The 18,434-nt window shown below is 57.5% G+C and carries 15 protein-coding genes; 8 read left to right on the plus strand and 7 right to left on the minus strand.

Annotated features, from left to right (window positions below; all coding sequences use genetic code 11):
- Positions 1-121 precede the first annotated feature (121 nt).
- On the minus strand, positions 122-2,554 hold the full coding sequence (locus ACK5JN_RS13080) for a formate C-acetyltransferase/glycerol dehydratase family glycyl radical enzyme (RefSeq protein WP_416870582.1): 2,433 nt from the start codon (positions 2,552-2,554) through the stop codon (positions 122-124).
- 4 nt (positions 2,555-2,558) lie between these two features.
- The gene (locus tag ACK5JN_RS13085) at positions 2,559-3,461 is read right to left on the minus strand and encodes a glycyl-radical enzyme activating protein (protein ID WP_416870583.1); all 903 of its coding nucleotides are present in this window, start codon (positions 3,459-3,461) and stop codon (positions 2,559-2,561) included.
- A gap of 133 nt (positions 3,462-3,594) precedes the next feature.
- On the opposite strand from ACK5JN_RS13085, the gene fsa reads away from it, so the two are divergent.
- The gene (gene fsa / locus ACK5JN_RS13090) at positions 3,595-4,257 is read left to right on the plus strand and encodes a fructose-6-phosphate aldolase (RefSeq protein WP_416870584.1); all 663 of its coding nucleotides are present in this window, start codon (positions 3,595-3,597) and stop codon (positions 4,255-4,257) included.
- 143 nt (positions 4,258-4,400) lie between these two features.
- Here fsa and moeB read toward each other — a convergent pair whose 3' ends face one another.
- On the minus strand, positions 4,401-5,162 hold the full coding sequence (gene moeB, locus ACK5JN_RS13095) for a molybdopterin-synthase adenylyltransferase MoeB (RefSeq protein ID WP_416870585.1): 762 nt from the start codon (positions 5,160-5,162) through the stop codon (positions 4,401-4,403).
- Positions 5,162-6,394, minus strand: a complete 1,233-nt coding sequence (moeA, locus tag ACK5JN_RS13100) for a molybdopterin molybdotransferase MoeA (RefSeq protein WP_416870586.1) — start codon at positions 6,392-6,394, stop codon at positions 5,162-5,164. The genes moeB and moeA overlap by 1 nt, the downstream gene beginning before the upstream one ends.
- Before the next feature lie 178 nt (positions 6,395-6,572).
- Here moeA and iaaA point away from each other — a divergent pair, with 178 nt between their 5' ends.
- The 5 genes from iaaA to gsiD are packed head-to-tail and all read left to right on the plus strand — an operon-like array spanning position 6,573 to position 12,829.
- The gene (gene iaaA, locus ACK5JN_RS13105; protein ID WP_416870587.1) at positions 6,573-7,511 is read left to right on the plus strand and encodes a beta-aspartyl-peptidase; all 939 of its coding nucleotides are present in this window, start codon (positions 6,573-6,575) and stop codon (positions 7,509-7,511) included.
- 11 nt (positions 7,512-7,522) lie between these two features.
- On the plus strand, positions 7,523-9,382 hold the full coding sequence (gsiA, locus tag ACK5JN_RS13110; protein WP_416870588.1) for a glutathione ABC transporter ATP-binding protein GsiA: 1,860 nt from the start codon (positions 7,523-7,525) through the stop codon (positions 9,380-9,382).
- 23 nt (positions 9,383-9,405) lie between these two features.
- Positions 9,406-10,944 (plus strand): glutathione ABC transporter substrate-binding protein GsiB, encoded by a 1,539-nt coding sequence (gene gsiB, locus ACK5JN_RS13115; RefSeq protein WP_416870589.1) that lies wholly within the window; start codon positions 9,406-9,408, stop codon positions 10,942-10,944.
- A 51-nt stretch (positions 10,945-10,995) separates the two neighbouring features.
- Positions 10,996-11,916, plus strand: coding sequence for a glutathione ABC transporter permease GsiC (gene gsiC / locus ACK5JN_RS13120; protein WP_416870590.1), 921 nt, complete (start codon positions 10,996-10,998; stop codon positions 11,914-11,916).
- 1 nt (position 11,917) lies between these two features.
- Positions 11,918-12,829 carry a glutathione ABC transporter permease GsiD gene (gene gsiD, locus ACK5JN_RS13125; RefSeq protein WP_416870591.1) on the plus strand — a complete coding sequence of 304 codons (912 nt, stop codon included), beginning with the start codon at positions 11,918-11,920 and terminating at the stop codon, positions 12,827-12,829.
- A 48-nt stretch (positions 12,830-12,877) separates the two neighbouring features.
- Here gsiD and ACK5JN_RS13130 read toward each other — a convergent pair whose 3' ends face one another.
- The 3 genes from ACK5JN_RS13130 to ACK5JN_RS13140 all read right to left on the minus strand — a co-directional run bounded on the left by ACK5JN_RS13130 (position 12,878) and on the right by ACK5JN_RS13140 (position 14,738).
- On the minus strand, positions 12,878-13,207 hold the full coding sequence (locus ACK5JN_RS13130) for a helix-turn-helix domain-containing protein (protein WP_416870592.1): 330 nt from the start codon (positions 13,205-13,207) through the stop codon (positions 12,878-12,880).
- Positions 13,204-13,584: a type II toxin-antitoxin system RelE/ParE family toxin gene (locus ACK5JN_RS13135; protein WP_416870593.1), complete on the minus strand. Its 381-nt coding sequence runs from the start codon at positions 13,582-13,584 to the stop codon at positions 13,204-13,206. The genes ACK5JN_RS13130 and ACK5JN_RS13135 overlap by 4 nt, the downstream gene beginning before the upstream one ends.
- A 149-nt stretch (positions 13,585-13,733) precedes the next feature.
- Positions 13,734-14,738, minus strand: a complete 1,005-nt coding sequence (locus ACK5JN_RS13140; RefSeq protein WP_416870594.1) for a LacI family DNA-binding transcriptional regulator — start codon at positions 14,736-14,738, stop codon at positions 13,734-13,736.
- Between the two features lie 248 nt (positions 14,739-14,986).
- Between ACK5JN_RS13140 and ACK5JN_RS13145 the strand changes: the two genes are divergently transcribed.
- Positions 14,987-17,041 (plus strand): TIM-barrel domain-containing protein, encoded by a 2,055-nt coding sequence (locus ACK5JN_RS13145; protein ID WP_416870595.1) that lies wholly within the window; start codon positions 14,987-14,989, stop codon positions 17,039-17,041.
- Positions 17,038-18,417, plus strand: coding sequence for an MFS transporter (locus ACK5JN_RS13150; RefSeq protein ID WP_416870596.1), 1,380 nt, complete (start codon positions 17,038-17,040; stop codon positions 18,415-18,417). The genes ACK5JN_RS13145 and ACK5JN_RS13150 overlap by 4 nt, the downstream gene beginning before the upstream one ends.
- The last annotated feature ends 17 nt before the right edge of the window (positions 18,418-18,434 follow it).

An 18,434-nucleotide genomic window follows, 5' to 3' on the forward strand; every position in this document is an offset into this window, starting at 1 on the left:
TGCGCGTTGGACCCTCACCCCGGCCCTCTCCCTGGAAGGGAGAGGGGGATTGACCAATGGCACCGATCGGTTCCCTCTCCCCTGAGGGGAGAGGGTTAGGGTGAGGGGGAAATGCGCCGACTTAAAGCGTATGCTCAGTACGCGCAATAATATCGTCCTGCGCATCCGGCGACAGCGCGGTAAAGAACGCCGAGTACCCCGCCACGCGCACCACTAAATCACGATACTGGTCCGGGTGTTTCTTCGCTTCCAGCAGCGTCTCGCGCGACACGATGTTGTACTGAATATGCCAGCCTTTATGCACCTCGAAGAAGGTGCGCAGCAGCGCCATCAGCTTCTGCTTGTCGCTCTCGTTTTCCAGCGTCGCCGGGTTCAGCTTCTGGTTAAGCAGCACGCCGCCGAGAATCGCTGACGTGGGCAGCTTGCCGACGGAGCCGATCACCGCCGTTGGCCCTAAATGGTCGGTGCCGGAAGCCGGGCTGGCCCCTTCGGCGAGCGGCGTTTTTGCCTTACGGCCGTCCGGGGTGGCCATGGTCTGCGCACCAAACGGCACGTTCGCCGAAATGGAGGAGGTGCCCGCGTAGTAGTTACCGCCAATCGGGCCGCGGCCGTAACGCGGGTTGTGATACTGCTTCAGCTCGTCGATATAGGTCTGGTAGGCGCGAGCCAGCAGGGTATCGACGCTATCGTCGTCGTTACCGTACTTCGGCGCGCCGTTAATCAGACGCTGGCGCAGCTGCTCGTGGGTCAGGCCGTCGTAGTCTTCCGCCAGCGCTTTTGCCAGCTCCTGCTGCCCAATCAGCCCCTGATCGAAGACCAGCTTTTTCACCGCCGCCAGGCTGTTGCCGAGGTTAGCGATACCCACCTGCAGGCCGGAAACCCAGTCGTACTTCGCGCCGCCCTGCTTGATGCTTTTCGCCCGCTCAATGCAGTCGTCAACCAGCGCCGAGCAGAGAATATCGTGCACGTTCTCTTCTAGCATGGTGTCGACCACGTACTCAATCTCAATCGATTTACGGGTGTAGTAGCGGATCTGAGTATCCCAGTCGGCGAGCATCTGCTCGAAGTTAGCGAAATTGCCTTTCGACAGCGCATGGTCCTGCGCGAGGAAAACCTGCCCGCTGGTGGCGTCGCGTCCGCCTTCCATCGCCGCCAGCATGACGCGGGCGAAGTTGATAAAGCTCATGCCGGTGCAGCGGTAGCCCCACTTGCCGCCGACCGCGGTTTCAATACAGCCGATGGCCGCGTAGTCGTAGGCGTCTTCAGGCTCCACGCCCAGCTTGATAAATTCCGGGATCACGATTTCATCGTTGTTAAACGCCGGCATCCCAAAGCCGCAGCGGATCACCTGCACGCAGGCGTCGAGGAAGTCGTTGCTCATTCCGGCGTGGTAGCGCACGCTCAGGTTCGGCTGGGTGGAGCGCAGACGACCGCAGGACTCAAGAATGGCGTAGGAGAGCGGGTTGACCGCATCCTGCGCTTCGCCGTTAACCAGTTTCTGGCCGCCGATGGTGACGTTCTGGTACAGCGGGCTACCGGCGGAGGCTTTCGAGTGTGAACCGGAGCGAATTTTGTTCACTTCCAGCAGCTTCAGCCAGCAGCTGTGCAGCAGCTCGATGGCGTGCTCGCGATCCAGCGACTGCTCCAGCTCCACGTCGCGGCGGTAGTATGGGTAGAGATACTGGTCCATGCGGGCAAACGACACCGAGTGGCCGTTGGACTCAATCTGCAAAATCAGCTGGATGAAGTAGCACAGCTGGAGCGCCTGCCAGAAGGTTTTTGGCGGCTGATGGGCAATCACGTCGCAGTTTTCGGCGATCGCCAGCAGCTCGTCGCGGCGGCTTGCGCGAGACTCTTCGGCAGCCATTTTGCGCGCCAGCTCGGCGAAACGGGTGATGTGCAGGCTTACCGCTTCCAGCACGATATCAATCGCCTTCAGGAACTGCTCGCCGTGCAGGTCTTCCAGCACCGTCAGGTTAATGCGGGTGCGGCGCTCGGCGACTTTGGCGCGCATCCCGTCGAGGCCTTTTTCCAGCAGCAGCGGGTAGTTCACCGCCAGGTGGGCGTCGCCGGAGGTCATGTTGCCTTCGGCTTTAATAATGCCGGTTGCCAGCAGCGCTTTTTGTTCGTTGGTAAACATGCCGTAGCAGCGATCCTGGACGGTCTGGCCGCGCCACCACGGGCACACTTCGTGCAGGATACGCTTGTTCTCTTCGCTGACCGCAAAGCCCGCGCCCGGACGATCCGCCAGGTCGTCGATCTCTTTTTCAATCCAGCTGACGGTGTATTCCGGGAAGATCGGCGCGGCGCGCACTTCGCTCGCCTGGTTGCCGACGATCAGCTCGTCGTGCTTGATCCAGATAGTGCGTTCCGCCAGGTGATGCGCCAGCGCCAGCGCGCGGCGTACCGGAATCGGCTTATCGAGGTGCTGTTGATACGCTTCGGTATAGTGGCGCGCGCGTTCGGTACACACCGGCGGCTTCACGATATGAATCAGCGCGGTTTTGTGCGCGGTGATACGGTCGGTCAGTTTATCGAGTTTCAGAGTGGTCATGTTGTTATCCTCGTAGTGTCGCCGTTAACCCTTTCTCGCAGGCGTACTGCTGGGCAAAATCCAGCAGCGCCGGGTCGTTCAGCGGCTTGTCGGGTGCAAAGTAGGGGAGGCCAAGCAGGCTATATTTGTTGATGCCCAGCGTGTGATACGGCAAAAAGTGAATGTCGTGTACGCCGGGCATCTCCTCGGCGGCAAAATCGGTAATCGCTTTAATGGAATCTTTATCGGCGTTAAAGCCCTGAATCAGCGGTACGCGCAGGGTGACCTGTTTGCCCGCCGCCGAAAGGCGCTTAAGGTTATCCAGCACGCGCTTCGCCGAACCGTCGGTCCACTGCTTGAAACGCGCTTCGTCCACGTGCTTCAGGTCGGCAAGGAACAGGTCGATATAAGGTAGCGCCGGTTCCAGATAGCGCCACGGTACGTGCAGGCAGGTTTCCACCGCCGTGTGGATGCCCTGCTGGTGGGCGCTTTTCAGCAGTTCCAGCGCCAGATCGGGGTTCATAAACGGTTCGCCGCCGGAGAGCGTCATGCCGCCGCCGCTGCGATCGTAAAAGGGTTTGTCGCGCAGGACCGTCGCCATAATCTCGTCGGCGTTTTTTTCTTCGCCGCAGACGGTTAATGCCTGGGTCGGGCAGCAGTTTGCCAGCGCGTCGAGATGGGGTTGCTCCAGCTTCTCGCGATGGATAACCAGCCCGTTAAGCGCGCGTTCAATGACCGACGGCGCGGCCTGCTGGCAGAGATTGCAGCCCTCCAGGCACAGGCGCGGGTCGAACAGCAGATCCTGCTCGCGGGCGCGGCTTTCGGGGTTCTGGCACCAGCGGCAGCCGAGCGAGCAGCCTTTCAGGAAGACCACGGTGCGAATGCCTGGACCATCATGGGTGGAATAGCGCTGAATGTTGAAAATCATATGCTGCCCTCATCTTTCGTATAAAGATTAAAATACTTTCGAATGAAAGTTATTTTGATGTGCGTCAACTTAAGCAGCGGTTTTGCTGTGGTAGTGTTATTCCATGCTTACTATCACGGTTTAAGGAATCATCATGGAACTCTATCTCGACACCTCTGACGTCGCGGCAGTGAAAAAACTGGCCCGCGTTTTTCCACTGGCGGGCGTCACCACCAACCCCAGTATTGTCGCCGCCGGTAAAACGCCGCTGGACGTGCTGCTGCCGGAACTGCTTGAGGCGATGGGTGGTAAAGGGCGCTTGTTCGTGCAGGTGATGGCGACCACCGCCGACGGGATGGTGGCGGACGCGCGTAAGCTGCGGGCGATTATTCCGGACCTGGTGGTGAAAGTGCCGGTGACGGCAGAAGGATTGGCGGCGATTAAGCTGCTGAAAGAAGAAGGTATCCCGACGCTGGGGACCGCCGTTTACGGCGCGGCGCAGGGGTTACTTTCGGCGCTGGCGGGGGCGGAGTATGTCGCGCCTTACGTTAACCGCGTCGACGCCCAGGGCGGCAACGGTATTCAGACGGTGTGTGAATTACAGGATCTGCTGACTCTGCATGCGCCGCAGTCGAAGGTGCTGGCGGCGAGCTTTAAGACGCCGCGTCAGGCGCTGGACTGCCTGCTGGCGGGCTGCCAATCTATCACCTTGCCGCTGGACGTGGCGCAGCAACTGATTAGCTACCCAGCGGTGGACGCGGCGGTGGCGAAGTTTGAGCAGGACTGGCAGACGGCGTTTGGCCGTACGTCGCTGTAGCGCGTAGCCCGGGCGAGGCATTGATGCCGACCCCGGGGCGGCTCGGAGCCGATTCCCGGCGTCGCATTCGCTCGGCCGGGCTACGATCGATTTCGTTTTTCCCGATTGGCACGATCGGTTCCCTCTCCTCGCCGGGGAGAGGGTTACGCCGAAGCCTCCCCACACACCTCACACGTCGGGTTACGCATTAACTTCATCTCGCGGAACTGGCAGCGCAGCGCGTCGTACATCACGACTTTCCCCGCCGCCGGCGTGCCGTAATGGGCCAGCACCTTAATTGCTTCCATCGCCTGCATGGCACCAATCACCCCTACCAGCGGGGCCATCACGCCCGCTTCCACGCAGGTCAGCGCGTTCTCGCCGAACAGGCGGCTCAGGCAGCGGTAGCACGGCTCGCCTTGCTGATACGTAAAGACCGAAATCTGCCCTTCCATGCGGATCGCCGCGCCGGAAACCAGCGGCACTTTATGCCGGAAGCAGCCCGCGTTGAGCTGATTGCGAATGGTAACGTTATCGGTGCAGTCGAGCACCAGCTCGTGCTCTGCAATCAATGCCCACAGCGCCGATTCTTCCAGCAGCGCGTTGTGGGTCACCAGCGTGACGTGCGGGTTAATGCGCGCCAGCGCGTCGCGGGCGGAGTCCACCTTCGGCTGGCCGAGCGTGGCGTCGCTGTGCAACGTCTGGCGCTGTAGGTTAGAGAGCGCCACGGTATCGAAATCGAGCAGCGAGAGCTGCCCGACGCCCGCCGCCGCCAGATACTGCGCCGCCGCGCAGCCCAGCCCGCCAAGCCCGACCACCAGCACGCGGGCGGCCTTCAGCTGCTCCTGACCGTCAAAATCAAAATCGCGCAGGATGATTTGTCGGTTATAGCGCAGCATCTCACTGTCGCTGAGCTCGACGGCCATTACAGGCCTCCCAGCAGATGGTTAAACGGCTCCACCTCAACCCATTCCCCCGGCTCAACGTGGCCGCGCTCGCGCTCCAGCACGATAAAGCAGTTGCCCTGGCTGAAGGAGCTGAAAATGTGCGACCCCTGATGGCCGGTGGTGGAAACGGTGAGATCGCCGTTAGCGTCGCGGCTCAGCAGACCACGTTGGAAATCGAGGCGGCCCGGCGATTTTTTCAGCCGGTCGGCGCTGCGAACGCGCAGGCGCGGCGCCTGGGTGCTGCTGCCCGCGCTGAGTTTTGCCAGCAGCGGCTGCACCAATTGGTAGAAGGTGAGCGCGGCGGAAACCGGGTTGCCCGGCAGGCCGCAGAACCAGCTGTGGCTCAGTTTGCCGAAGGCGAAAGGTTTGCCCGGCTTTATCGCCAGCTTCCAGAAGCCGATTTCCCCCAGCTCGTCGAGAATGGTTTTGGTGTAGTCCGCTTCGCCGACGGAAACGCCGCCGGAGCTGATCACCACGTCGGCCTGCTGGTCGGCGGCGATAAAGGTCTGGCGCAGCTGTTCCGGGTCGTCGCGGATAATCCCGAGGTTGATGACCTCGCAGCCCAGCTGTTCCAGCATCAGGTGCACCGCCAGGCGGTTGGTGTCGTAGATTTGCCCGTCGCCCAGCGGCTGGCCCGGCAGCTGCAGCTCGTCGCCGGTGGAGAACAGCGCCACGCGCACCTTGCGCACTACTTCCACCTCGGCGATGCCGAGCGAGGCCAGCACCGGTAGCTCGGCGACGGTCAGGCGCGTACCGACAGGGAAGACCACCGCGCCGTTGGCGATATCTTCGCCGCGGCGGCGAATATTCTGCCCCGGCTTAACGCTGGCGGTGAAACGCACGCCGGCGTCGGTCTGCTCGGTCTCTTCCTGCATCACCACCGCGTCACAGCCGGTGGGAATCGGCGCGCCGGTCATAATGCGCACGCAGCTTCCGGCGGGCCATTCACCGTGGAACGGCTGCCCGGCAAAGGCTTTCCCCGCGACCGCCAGCGGCACCTGCGCCGCCAGGTCGGCCAGACGTACCGAGTAGCCGTCCATCGCCGAGTTATCAAAACCCGGCACATCCAGCGGGGAGACGATATCGCGCGCGGTGATACGGCCAAACGCCTGAAGCAGCGGCACCGACTCGCTGTCGCGCAGCGGGGTAATCTGATTCAGCATCTGTTCTAGCGCGGTATCAAGCGGCATCAGTCCGGCGGTAAAATCCATGGGTAAACTCCTGCGGGAAACGTTCGAATCCGCACATTATGGCAGAAAACCCCGGCAGACTGTATGCCACCTGTGGTGTACCCTGACATTTCCGGGCGCTCTTTCTATATTCAAAATTGATATAGGAACAGAGTCACTATAATGATATTTATAAATAAAATGACGTAAGGGATAACGAATGGCCAAGGCAGTTATTGCTATTCACGGTGGGGCGGGGGCGATTAGCCGCCAGCAGATGTCGGTGGAAAAAGAGCGCGAGTACGTAACCGCGCTGTCCAGCATCGTTGAACATGCGCAGGGGATGCTGGAGTCCGGCGCCAGCGCGCTGGATGTGGTGACCGAAGCGGTGCGCCAGCTGGAGGAGTGCCCGCTGTTTAACGCCGGGATGGGTTCGGTGTTTACCGCCGATGAAACCCATGAGCTTGACGCCTGCGTAATGGACGGCAACTCGCTGCAGGCCGGGGCGGTGGCCGGGGTAAAGCATCTGCGTAACCCGGTACTGGCGGCCAGGCTGGTGCTGGAAAACAGCCCGCACGTGATGCTGATTGGTGAAGGCGCCGAAGCGTTTGCTTACCAGCAGGGGATGGAGCGGGTGGATAATTCGCTGTTTTCCACCGACGCGCGTTTTCAGCAGCTTGTCGAGGCGCGCAGCAACGGCGCGTTTATTCTCGACCACGACGCGCCGCTCGATGAGCGCCAGAAGATGGGCACCGTTGGTGCCGTGGCGCTGGATATCAACGGCAACCTGGCGGCGGCCACCTCAACCGGCGGGATGACCAATAAGCTGCCCGGCCGCGTCGGCGACAGCCCGCTGGTCGGGGCCGGATGCTATGCCAATAACGCCAGCGTCGCCGTCTCCTGTACCGGTAGCGGCGAGGTGTTTATCCGCACGCTGGCGGCCTACGATATCGCCGCATTAATGGAGTATGGCAACCTCAGCCTGCTGGAAGCCTGCGAGCGGGTGGTGATGGAAAAACTGCCCGCGCTCGGCGGCAGCGGCGGCCTGATTGCCATCGACCGCGAAGGCAACGTGGTGCTGCCGTTTAACAGTGAAGGGATGTATCGCGCCTGGGCCTACGCCGGGGATACCCCTACCATTGGCATTTATCGCGAATAGAAGGAGTCACCGTGCCGCATTCCGATGAGCTTGATGTAACCCAGGTGCTGCGCGTGCAGAATCTGGACGTGGCGTTTCGCCAGGATAAGCAGTCCGTGCGCGCCGTGCATCAGCTCTCTTTTCATCTCAATCGGGGCGAGACGCTGGCGATTGTCGGCGAGTCCGGTTCCGGCAAGTCCGTGACGGCGCTGGCCCTGATGCGGCTGCTGGAGCAGTCCAACAGCCAGATGCGGTGCGACCAGATGCTGCTACGGCGGCGCAATCGCGAAGTGATCGAACTGCAGGAGCAAACGCCCGCACAGATGCGCGGCGTGCGCGGTGCGGACATCGCGATGATTTTTCAGGAGCCGATGACCTCGCTCAACCCGGTGTTTACCGTCGGCGAGCAGATTGCTGAGTCGATCCGTCTGCATCAGGGACTGAGTCGCGAAGAGGCGCTGGTCGAAGCGAAAAAAACGCTCGATAAAGTGCGTATTCCCGAAGCACAGACCATGCTGTCGCGCTATCCGCATCAGCTCTCAGGCGGCATGCGTCAGCGGGTGATGATCGCCATGGCGCTCTCCTGCCGCCCGGCGGTGCTGATTGCCGACGAGCCAACCACCGCGCTGGACGTGACCATTCAGGCACAAATCCTGCAACTGATCGACGTGCTGCAAAAAGAGATGTCGATGGGGGTGATTTTTATTACCCACGATATGGGCGTGGTGGCGGAAATCGCCGACCGGGTGCTGGTGATGCACCAGGGTGAAGCGGTAGAAACCGGCAGCGTGGAGGAGATTTTTAACGCGCCCAAACATCCCTACACGCGTCGTCTGCTGGCGGCGGTGCCAAAACTGGGGGCGATGCGCGGTAGTGATTTCCCGCAAAGCTTCCCGGAATTCAACGCCCCGGAGAGTACGCCGTTGCAGCAGGACACGGTGGTTGCGGGGAAGCCGATCCTCAAAGTACGCAATCTAGTGGCGCGTTTTCCGCTGCGTGGCGGCCTGCTCAATCGCGTGACCCGCGAAGTGCACGCGGTAGAGAACGTCAGCTTTGATCTGTGGGCGGGCGAGACGCTGGCGCTGGTCGGCGAGTCGGGCTGCGGTAAATCGACCACCGGGCGCGCGCTGCTGCGGCTGGTCGAGTCGCAAAAAGGGACCATCACCTTCAACGGTGAGCGGATTGACCAGCTCTCCACAAGCCAGCTTCAGCCGCTGCGCCGCGATATCCAGATCATCTTCCAGGACCCTTACGCCTCCCTCGACCCGCGTCACACCGTCGGTTTTTCGATTATGGAGCCGCTGCGCGTGCACGGCGTGCTGAAGGGCAAGGCGCTGGAGGAGAGAGTGGCGTGGCTATTGCAGCGGGTTGGGTTACTGCCGGAGCACGCCTGGCGCTATCCGCATGAGTTTTCCGGCGGCCAGCGCCAGCGTATCTGCATTGCCCGCGCGTTGGCGCTGGAGCCGAAGGTGGTGATTGCCGATGAGTCGGTGTCGGCGCTCGATGTTTCTATTCGCGCGCAGATCATCAATTTACTGCTCTCATTGCAGCGCGAAATGGGCATTGCCTTCCTGTTTATCTCCCATGATATGGCGGTGGTGGAGCGCATCAGCCACCGCGTGGCGGTAATGTACCGTGGGCGCATCGTGGAGATTGGCCCACGCCGCGCTATTTTTGAGCATCCGCAGCATCCGTATACCCGCAAGCTGCTGGCCGCCGTGCCGGTGGCCGACCCGGCGCACCGACGACCGCAGCGCGTACTGCTGTCCGACGAGCTGCCGGGCAATATCTACAAGCGGGGTGAAGAGGTAGAACCGATCGGTCTGCAGCTGGTTTCGCCGGGGCACTATGTGGCACGTGAACCGGCAAGCAGCGCGCTGACCAACCGATAATAAAATCACAGGCAGGGGACAACATGACACAACGCATTTCAGGTAAATGGCTGGTTGCACTGGGGGTCGCCTCGGCGCTGGCCGCTGCGCCCGCGTTCGCGGCTAAAGATGTGGTGGTGGCGGTAGGCTCGAACTTCACCACCCTCGACCCGTATGACGCCAACGACACGCTGTCGCAGGCGGTGGCGAAATCGTTCTATCAGGGGCTGTTTGGCCTTGATAAAGAGATGAAGCTCAAGAACGTGCTGGCCGAGAGCTACACCGTCTCCGATGACGGCAAGGTCTACACCGTCAAGCTGCGTCAGGGAGTGAAGTTCCAGGACGGCACCGATTTTAACGCCGAGGCGGTGAAGGTGAACCTCGATCGCGCCAGCAACCCGGAGAGCCACCTCAAACGCTACAACCTGTACAAGAATATCGATAACACCGAGGTGGTTGACTCGCAGACGGTGAAAATCACCCTCAAGCAGCCGTTCTCGGCGTTTATCAATATTCTCGCCCACCCGGCGACGGCGATGATCTCCCCGGCGGCGCTGAAGAAATACGGCAACGAAATTGGCTTCCATCCGGTGGGCACCGGGCCGTATCAGCTGGAAACCTGGAACCAGACCGATTTCGTGAAGGTGAGCAAGTTCGCCAACTACTGGCAGAAAGGGTTGCCGAAGTTGGACTCCATTACCTGGCGTCCGGTGGTCGACAACAATACCCGCGCGGCGATGCTGCAAACCGGCGAGGCGCAGTTTGCCTTCCCGATCCCCTATGAGCAGGCGTCGCTGCTGGCGAAAAACAGCCAGCTGGAGCTGGTGGCCAGCCCGTCGATTATGCAGCGCTACATCAGCATGAACGTAACGCAAAAACCGTTTGATAACCCGAAGGTACGCGAGGCCATCAACTACGCAATTAACCGTCAGGCGCTGGTGAAGGTGGCCTTCGCGGGCTACGCGACGCCAGCCACCGGCGTGGTGCCGCCGTCGATTGCCTACTCGACGCAGTACACACCGTGGCCGTATGACCCGGCCAAAGCGCGCGAGCTGCTGAAAGAGGCGGGCTATCCGAACGGCTTCAGCACTACGCTGTGGTCATCGCACAACCACAGCACCGCGCAGAAGGTGCTGCAATTTACCCAGCAGCAGCTGGCGCAGGTGGGCATTAAGGCGCAGGTGACGGCGATGGACGCCGGTCAGCGCGCGGCGGAAGTAGAAGGCAAAGGGCAGAAAGAGAGCGGCGTGCGGATGTTCTATACCGGCTGGTCGGCCTCGACCGGCGAAGCCGACTGGTCGCTGTCGCCGCTGTTCGCCTCGTCGAACTGGCCGCCGACCCAGTTCAACACCGCGTTCTACAGCAATCCGCAGGTGGACAAAGACCTGACGGCGGCGCTGCAAACCACCGACAACAAGGAAAAAGCGCGGCTGTATAAGGACGCACAGGATACGATCTGGAAAGAGTCGCCGTGGGTGCCGCTGGTGGTCGAGAAACTGGTGTCGGCGCACAGCAAATCGTTGACTGGTTTCTATATTATGCCGGATACCGGTTTTAGCTTTGACGATGCGGATCTGAAGTAAGCGACGTTTCCCTGCCTCATCGGGGGCAGGGAGATATCGGCAAGGAGAGTCATGCTCAACTATGTGATTAAACGCCTGCTCGGCCTGATCCCCACGCTGTTTATCGTGGCGGTGCTGGTGTTTTTGTTTGTCCATATGCTGCCCGGCGACCCCGCCAGGCTGATTGCCGGGCCGGAGGCCGATGCGCAGGTGATTGCCATGGTGCGCCAGCAGCTGGGGCTCGATCAGCCGCTGTACGTGCAGTTCTGGCACTATATCAGCCACGCGGTGCAGGGCGATTTTGGCACCTCGATGGTGTCGCGCCGCCCGGTATCGGAAGAGATTGCCAGCCGCTTTTTACCCACGCTGTGGCTGACGCTGGCGAGCATGGTCTGGGCGGTGCTGTTTGGTATGGCGGCCGGGATTGCCGCCGCCGTGTGGCGTAACCGCTGGCCGGACCGCCTTGGCATGGCGCTGGCTGTCACCGGTATTTCGTTCCCGGCCTTTGCGCTGGGCATGCTGCTGATGCAGATATTTTCCGTCGAGCTGGGCTGGCTGCCGACCGTTGGCGCCGACAGCTGGCAGCATTATATTTTGCCCTCGCTGACGCTGGGGGCCGCCGTGGCGTCGGTGATGGCGCGCTTTACCCGCGCCTCATTCGTTGACGTGCTGAACGAAGATTACATGCGCACCGCGCGCGCCAAAGGGGTCAGCGAAAAGGTGGTGGTGCTCAAACACGGGCTGCGCAACGCGATGATTCCCGTCGTCACCATGATGGGATTGCAGTTTGGCTTTCTGCTAGGCGGCTCGATCGTGGTCGAGAAAGTGTTTAACTGGCCGGGGCTCGGACGCCTGCTGGTCGATTCGGTGGAGATGCGCGACTACCCGGTGATTCAGGCCGAGGTGCTGCTGTTTTCGCTGGAGTTTATTCTTATCAACTTAGTGGTGGACGTGCTCTACGCCGCCATTAACCCGGCTATCAGGTATAAATAACGTGCGATTATTCAACTGGCGTCGACAGGCCGTACTTAACGCCATGCCGGTGATGCAGGCAGCGCCGCAGCGCACGCCGTGGCGGGAGTTCTGGCGGCGCTTTCGCCAGCAGCCGGTGGCGATGGCGTCGGGTATTTTTGTGCTGCTGCTGATTGTGGTTGCGGTGGTGGCGCCGTGGATTGCGCCATTCGATGCGGAAAACTATTTCGACTACGACCGGCTTAACGAAGGGCCGTCGCTAATCCACTGGTTCGGCGTGGACTCGCTGGGCCGCGATATTTTCAGCCGCGTGCTGGTCGGCGCGCAGATTTCCCTCACCGCTGGCGTCTTTGCGGTGCTGATAGGCTCGCTTATCGGGACGGTGCTGGGGCTGGTGGCGGGTTACTACGAAGGCTGGTGGGACCGCATCATCATGCGTATCTGCGACGTGCTGTTCGCTTTTCCCGGCATTCTGCTGGCGATTGCGGTGGTGGCGATTATGGGCAGCGGCATGACCAACGTCATTATCGCGGTAGCGATCTTCTCCGTTCCGGCGTTCGCCCGGCTGGTGCGCGGCAATACGCTGGTGCTCAAGCAGCAGACCTTTATCGAGTCGGCGCGCAGCATCGGCGCCAGCGATAGGGTGATTATTTTCCAGCATATTCTGCCGGGCACGGTGTCGTCGATTGTGGTCTATTTCACCATGCGCATCGGCGTATCGATTATCTCCGCCGCTAGCCTGTCGTTCCTCGGCCTGGGGGCCCAGCCGCCGACGCCGGAGTGGGGCGCGATGCTCAATGAAGCGCGCGCCGATATGGTGATGGCCCCGCACGTCGCGGTGTTCCCGGCGCTGGCGATATTCCTGACGGTGCTGGCGTTTAACCTGCTGGGGGACGGACTGCGCGATGCGCTGGATCCGAAATTGAAAGGGTAGTCAATGTGAGAGCCCGGCCTTGCAATACCTGGCCGGGCTAGCGTTGATTTACTTCGTGAAGACTTCCGGGCCTTTGGCGGCCAAAGTATTGAGAATACGTAACGCTGGGCCGCTGGGTTTGATTTCGTTGCGCTCCCATTTGGACACGCTCTCTTTGGACATTCCCAGCGTGTGCGCCAGTATAGACTGGGACATGCCAAAACGAACACGAACCGCCTTAATCTCTTCACCAGACATCATCTTAACGGCGGCGATGCGTGTTTTCAGCTCGCGCGCTTTTAAAAGCTTACTGATTTCAGCAACATCGCTCTCTGGCATAAGGCCAAGTGCGTTAAGCTCTTTAGCGTCATCAAGCATTGCTTTTAGTTTGTTAGTCATTTGTCTACCTCAACTAAAAAACCGGTGGTCAGGAGTTTTGCGATATCCATGTCGGAAAATGCTAAAAATGTGCTAGCCAGTTTTCGATAAGCAATAAGTTCGTCATCTTCTATTTCCTTACCATTTCCACTACTGACACTATTCTTCGCCCAACCATCGTAGAAAAAAATATGCCGATCGTATTTGAAAAAAATAACGGTTCTTGCGCCACCACTTTTGCCCTGCTGTAGGGGTAGGCGCTTTTTGATTACCCCTCCGCCTAAATTCGCTTCCCAAACACCCTGTTTGATATCTTCGGCAGCTTTCAATAGCACGTCGTCCGTGATGCCAAGCTTTTTGGTGTTTTGGTTGAATCGTTTTGCCTTATAGATAGCCATGATTCACCTCAACCTGGTAACTATTACTATAGTAAAGATTACGATTTTTTCATACAAGGAAAGGAGGGGGCGAAAGGGGGAAATTCAGAATATAGCCGAGCTACCGTAACCAGTATCCCGACCAGAAAGCGAATGGGTGGGAATCACTGCTAGCGCATAACGTGTTGCCTATGTTCGACAAACGTCAGTTCAGGCAGAGATTGCAGCGGATCGTTTCCCGGCTGCATGGCATTTAAAACGGCGAGCGCTAACGCGGTGCCAAGCTGCTGATAGGGGATCTCAAACCCGGTTGGTTTTGTTGGCAGGAAGGACGACATGTCACTACTGAATACCCCCGCAAAAAAAGGAATATGCCAGCGATGCTGTTGTGAATAGGCGTTTGCGCCTAACAGCTGTAGGTCACTCAGGAATACGACGTAATCAGGAGGGGTGGGGAGTGAGTGAAAATGTTGCAGCGCCTCAAACCCGGATGCCTCGCTGATTTCACCGTAGTAGAGGTAGTCGTCGTTAACTGGCAGGCTCCGGCTACGCAGTTCATCACGCCACGTTCTTGCAAAAATATCGCCCTGCGTGCTTTGGTGGCCAATCGTCACCAGCGCGAAACGTTTATATCCTGCCATTTGCCCGCGCTCAATAGCCACTTTCGCGATATACGCAAAATCAAGATCAACCCAATTAAATGTTCCCCCTAAGCTGTGACTGCGACCCAGTGTCGCAAAAGGAAAATCATGGCGACTAAGATAATCAATCCTCGGATCGTTAAGCGTGGTGTTGGTCAATATCACCGCATCCGCTTTGCGTTGCTCAATAATCTTTTGCAGCCAGAGTTGTTCGTCGGCATCATCAAACGCCAGGTGTAGGATCGTATCAATATCCTGTTTACGAAGATGGGCCTGCAGACCTGCGGCAACGCGCATAAAGAACGAGGCGGTATAGAAGTTATCGCCCTCGCCGGAAGGAAGCAGCAGGGCCACGGTATTCACTTTGCCTTTACGTAAATTACGACCCGCGGCGTTAGGTAGATAGCCGTAGAGATCAGCGGCTTCACGAACTCTTTTTTGCGTGGCGGCACTGACTTCCGGATGGTTGTTGAGCGCACGAGATACGGTAGCGATAGAGAGATTTAATTTTTTCGCCAATGCTTTGATATTCATTAAGTTCCTTCCGCTGAATATGGACAATATCGCTGTGTTTATATCGTGAGCTGCTCAATTCATCTATCTGGGACGATGCCCGCAATAATATATCATAGCGCTTCCGAAAACGCCTGAATTTAAATCGGAGATCACAAAAACATTTATCTTTTGCAAAAATGATTATTTTCATAATTGACAGGTAGTTCAATGTTTACCAGGATCGGAAACGTTTCCGGAATCATGACTAACATTTCTCTGAGGTGAACATGAATACATTGAAAATCGAAAACAATACGCTGTGCTGGGCGTGGAATGGTCAGTATTTAAGAATAATGCCGTGGGGTGTGCATAGCCTTAGAATTATTTCTGGCTGGCAGCCAGATGATGCGGAAATTCCTGATTATGCATTACTTGCTGCTCCCGAAATCATTCCTGATTTTTATCAGGAAGAGAGACAAATAACGATAATTAATGGCAATGTTCGCGCCTGTGTCGATATACAAGGGCGAGTGATATTTTATAATCAGAAAAAAGAGTGTCTGCTGGAGGAGATGTGGCGACAGCGAGATAATGGCGAGCATTTCTGGGATGTGGGCGAGCAGCCACAAAAGAAAATCAGCGCGCTGAAAATTTCTGCCAGAGAGTGCAAGCCGCTGGCGGGTGATGCATTTGAGGTGAACGTCAGGTTTGAAAGTAACCCGGCAGAGAAAATATGCGGCATGGGGCAGTATCAGCAGCCTTTTATTAATCTAAAAGGCTGTGCCATTGAGCTGGCGCAGCGTAATTCGCAGGCTAGCGTGCCGTTTATGGTTTCTAGTCTGGGCTATGGTTTTTTATGGAACAACCCCGCCGTTGGTGAAGCTATTTTTGCACACAACGAAACCCGCTGGCATGCTAACGCAACGGCACGTATTGATTACTGGATTACGGCGGGCGACACACCGCAGGAGATAGTTCGACAGTACGCAGCGGTGAGCGGAAAGCCGCCGCTGATGCCTGAATTTGCGTTGGGGCTGTGGCAGTCCAAGCTGCGGTATCGTAATCAGAAAGAGCTTTTAGCGGTGGCCAGGCGCTATCGCGATGAAGGTATTCCGCTGGCGGTCATTGTTGCCGACTTCTTCCACTGGCCGATTCAAGGCGATTGGCGGTTTGATGAAAGAGAGTGGCCCGATCCCGCTGCCATGACGGCGGAGCTGCGTAAGATGGGGACGGAGTTGATGGTATCCGTCTGGCCGACGGTGGACGTCAGAAGCGAAAACTATGCGGCGATGAATGAGCAGGGATTTTTGGTGAATACCCGCAAAGGTCTCAACATCAATTTCGATTTTCTGGGCAACACCCGTTTTTTAGACCCGACGCATCCGGATGCGCGCAAATTTGTCTGGCAGGTCTGCAAGAAAAATTATTTTGATCAAGGCGTGAATCTGTTCTGGCTAGACGAAGCGGAGCCAGAATACGGCGTTTATGATTTTGATAATTATCGCTACCATGCGGGCAATACTCAGGAGGTTGGTAATATTTATCCCCTCAACTACACCCAGGCATTTTACGAAGGGCTGCGTGAGTCAGGACAGGAAAATCCGGTCAGTCTGGTGCGGTGTGCATGGGCAGGTAGTCAGCGCTATGGCGCACTGGTCTGGTCCGGTGATATTCACTCCTCATTTGAATCGATGCGCAATCAGCTGTGCGCGGGTCTAAATATGGGGATGGCGGGAATTCCCTGGTGGACAACGGACATCGGGGGATTCCACGGCGGTAATATTGACGATCCCGAATTCCATGAATTATTGATTCGCTGGTTCCAGTGGGCGGTATTTAGCCCAGTACTCAGGATGCACGGCCATCGCGACCCGATTGTTGAACCAGAGATTCCATGGCGCGACGGCATAGCCCAGTGCAATAGCGGCGCGGGAAATGAGCTATGGAGTTTTGGCAACGATACGTTTGCGATTCTAAAACGGTTTACGGCGCTACGCGAAACGCTTCGGCCTTACTTGCGTGAGTTAATGCGTACGGCGCATGAAAGCGGAGAGCCACTCATGCGCCCGATGTTCTATCACTATCCACGGCAAAAGCCGAGCTGGGAAATCAACGATCAGTATCTTTTTGGCCCAGACGTTTTGGTCGCTCCGGTTGTTCATGCCGGGCAGACAGTTCGCGACGTCTGGTTGCCCGCTGACGATGTCTGGGTTGATGTGAATTCCGGGCAGCGATACAACGGAGGCGCGGTTGTGACGGTTTCCGCGCCGCTCTCCGTGCTGCCGCTGTTTGTTCGCGAAGGGGCAGAGGTGCTGGATATGATTAGGGAGACGGAAAAATGAGTGAGATATCTGGCGCGAACCATTCTGTCGCTCCCGCCACGACGCTGGCGCGTTTAACGGTGGCTGAAAAAATAAGTTATGGCTTAGGTGATGCTGGAGGAACGATTGTCACCGGTCTTATTTCCAACTTTTTAACCTTTTTCTATACCGATATTTTTGGCCTGACGCCAGCGATTGTCGGCACGTTATTTTTAGTCCTGAGGGTGATTGATGCTATTTCTGACCCGCTCATCGGGATGGTGGCCGACCGAACGGCAACTAAAATGGGGCAGTTTCGACCGTTTATTTTGTGGACGGCTATACCGCTTGGCCTGATAGCCTTTTTAACATTTAGCGTACCTGATTTAGCCTACCACTGGAAAATTGTTTATGCGGTTATTACGTACTTTGCTCTGTCGGTTCTTTATTCATTAAATAACGTTCCATACTGCGCATTAATTACGAAAATTACCGCCAACCCTGTTGAGTTGGTGTCCTGTCAATCGTGGCGTTTTGCATTATGCGGCGTTGCGGGGTTTGCCGTCTCGGTCGGTTTACCGATTATGGTAAAACACTTTGGCGGTGATAATCAGGCGCTGGGCTATCAGTGGGGAGTCGGTATATTAGCGCTATTTGCCGTGGTGATGTTCCTGTGCTGCTTTTACGGGGTAAAAGAGCGTGTCGCGGCGCGAAGCAATCATGCTTTTAATTTAAAAGAGAGCTTAAAGAGTATTCGGCACAACGATCAACTGCTGCTGACCTTTGTGATGTCTCTGCTCATCATCAGTATTTTTAATACAAAGGGCGGGGCGGCGATGTACTTTATCACGTATGTCCTGCACGGTGATGCGGCCTACACATCGCTGTTTTTCGGTCTGGCTATGCTCGGCGGCATTGTTGGGTCGGTGTTAGTGCAGTATCTGACGCGTATTTTTGAGATTCGCCGCATCTATTTTTGGGTAAACGTAGTGCTTGGCCTGGCGCATTTTGCCGTCTGGTTTGTCCCCGGTAGCGCAGCGACAGTCTGGCTGGTGCTGGTGTTTCTGTGTTGTCTGGTGCTGGGTTTTATTCTTCCCATGCACTTTACGCTGGTGACGTTTGCAGATACCTACGGTGAATGGAAATCAGGGCGGCGTTCTTCGGGAATGAATTTTGCCTTTAACTTATTCTTTGTGAAGCTGGCGTGGGCGGTTGCTGGGGTGATTATCAGCGTCACGCTGATGGTGGTTTCATATCAGTCGGGCATGGAAAATCAAACGTCATCTTCTCTGGCGGGGATTACGCTCTTGTCAACGGTGATTCCCGGCTGCCTGCATTTATTGCTCGCCCTGACGGTCGCATTTTTCCGGATCGATAATCAGTTGGTTGCCACGATGGAAAAAGCATTAGGACGCTAGATAAGCGGTGAAAAATG

It is taken from the genome of Kluyvera sp., assembly GCF_047971185.1.
Taxonomy (GTDB): domain Bacteria; phylum Pseudomonadota; class Gammaproteobacteria; order Enterobacterales; family Enterobacteriaceae; genus Kluyvera.

Coding starts and splice junctions, on each gene's coding strand:
- ACK5JN_RS13080 (WP_416870582.1), bottom strand. CDS start 2,554: ATGACCACTCTGAAACTCGATAAACTGACCGACCGTATCACCGCGCAC.
- ACK5JN_RS13085 (WP_416870583.1), bottom strand. CDS start 3,461: ATGATTTTCAACATTCAGCGCTATTCCACCCATGATGGTCCAGGCATT.
- fsa (WP_416870584.1), top strand. CDS start 3,595: ATGGAACTCTATCTCGACACCTCTGACGTCGCGGCAGTGAAAAAACTG.
- moeB (WP_416870585.1), bottom strand. CDS start 5,162: ATGGCCGTCGAGCTCAGCGACAGTGAGATGCTGCGCTATAACCGACAA.
- moeA (WP_416870586.1), bottom strand. CDS start 6,394: ATGGATTTTACCGCCGGACTGATGCCGCTTGATACCGCGCTAGAACAG.
- iaaA (WP_416870587.1), top strand. CDS start 6,573: ATGGCCAAGGCAGTTATTGCTATTCACGGTGGGGCGGGGGCGATTAGC.
- gsiB (WP_416870589.1), top strand. CDS start 9,406: ATGACACAACGCATTTCAGGTAAATGGCTGGTTGCACTGGGGGTCGCC.
- gsiC (WP_416870590.1), top strand. CDS start 10,996: ATGCTCAACTATGTGATTAAACGCCTGCTCGGCCTGATCCCCACGCTG.
- ACK5JN_RS13130 (WP_416870592.1), bottom strand. CDS start 13,207: ATGACTAACAAACTAAAAGCAATGCTTGATGACGCTAAAGAGCTTAAC.
- ACK5JN_RS13135 (WP_416870593.1), bottom strand. CDS start 13,584: ATGGCTATCTATAAGGCAAAACGATTCAACCAAAACACCAAAAAGCTT.
- ACK5JN_RS13140 (WP_416870594.1), bottom strand. CDS start 14,738: ATGAATATCAAAGCATTGGCGAAAAAATTAAATCTCTCTATCGCTACC.
- ACK5JN_RS13145 (WP_416870595.1), top strand. CDS start 14,987: ATGAATACATTGAAAATCGAAAACAATACGCTGTGCTGGGCGTGGAAT.
- ACK5JN_RS13150 (WP_416870596.1), top strand. CDS start 17,038: ATGAGTGAGATATCTGGCGCGAACCATTCTGTCGCTCCCGCCACGACG.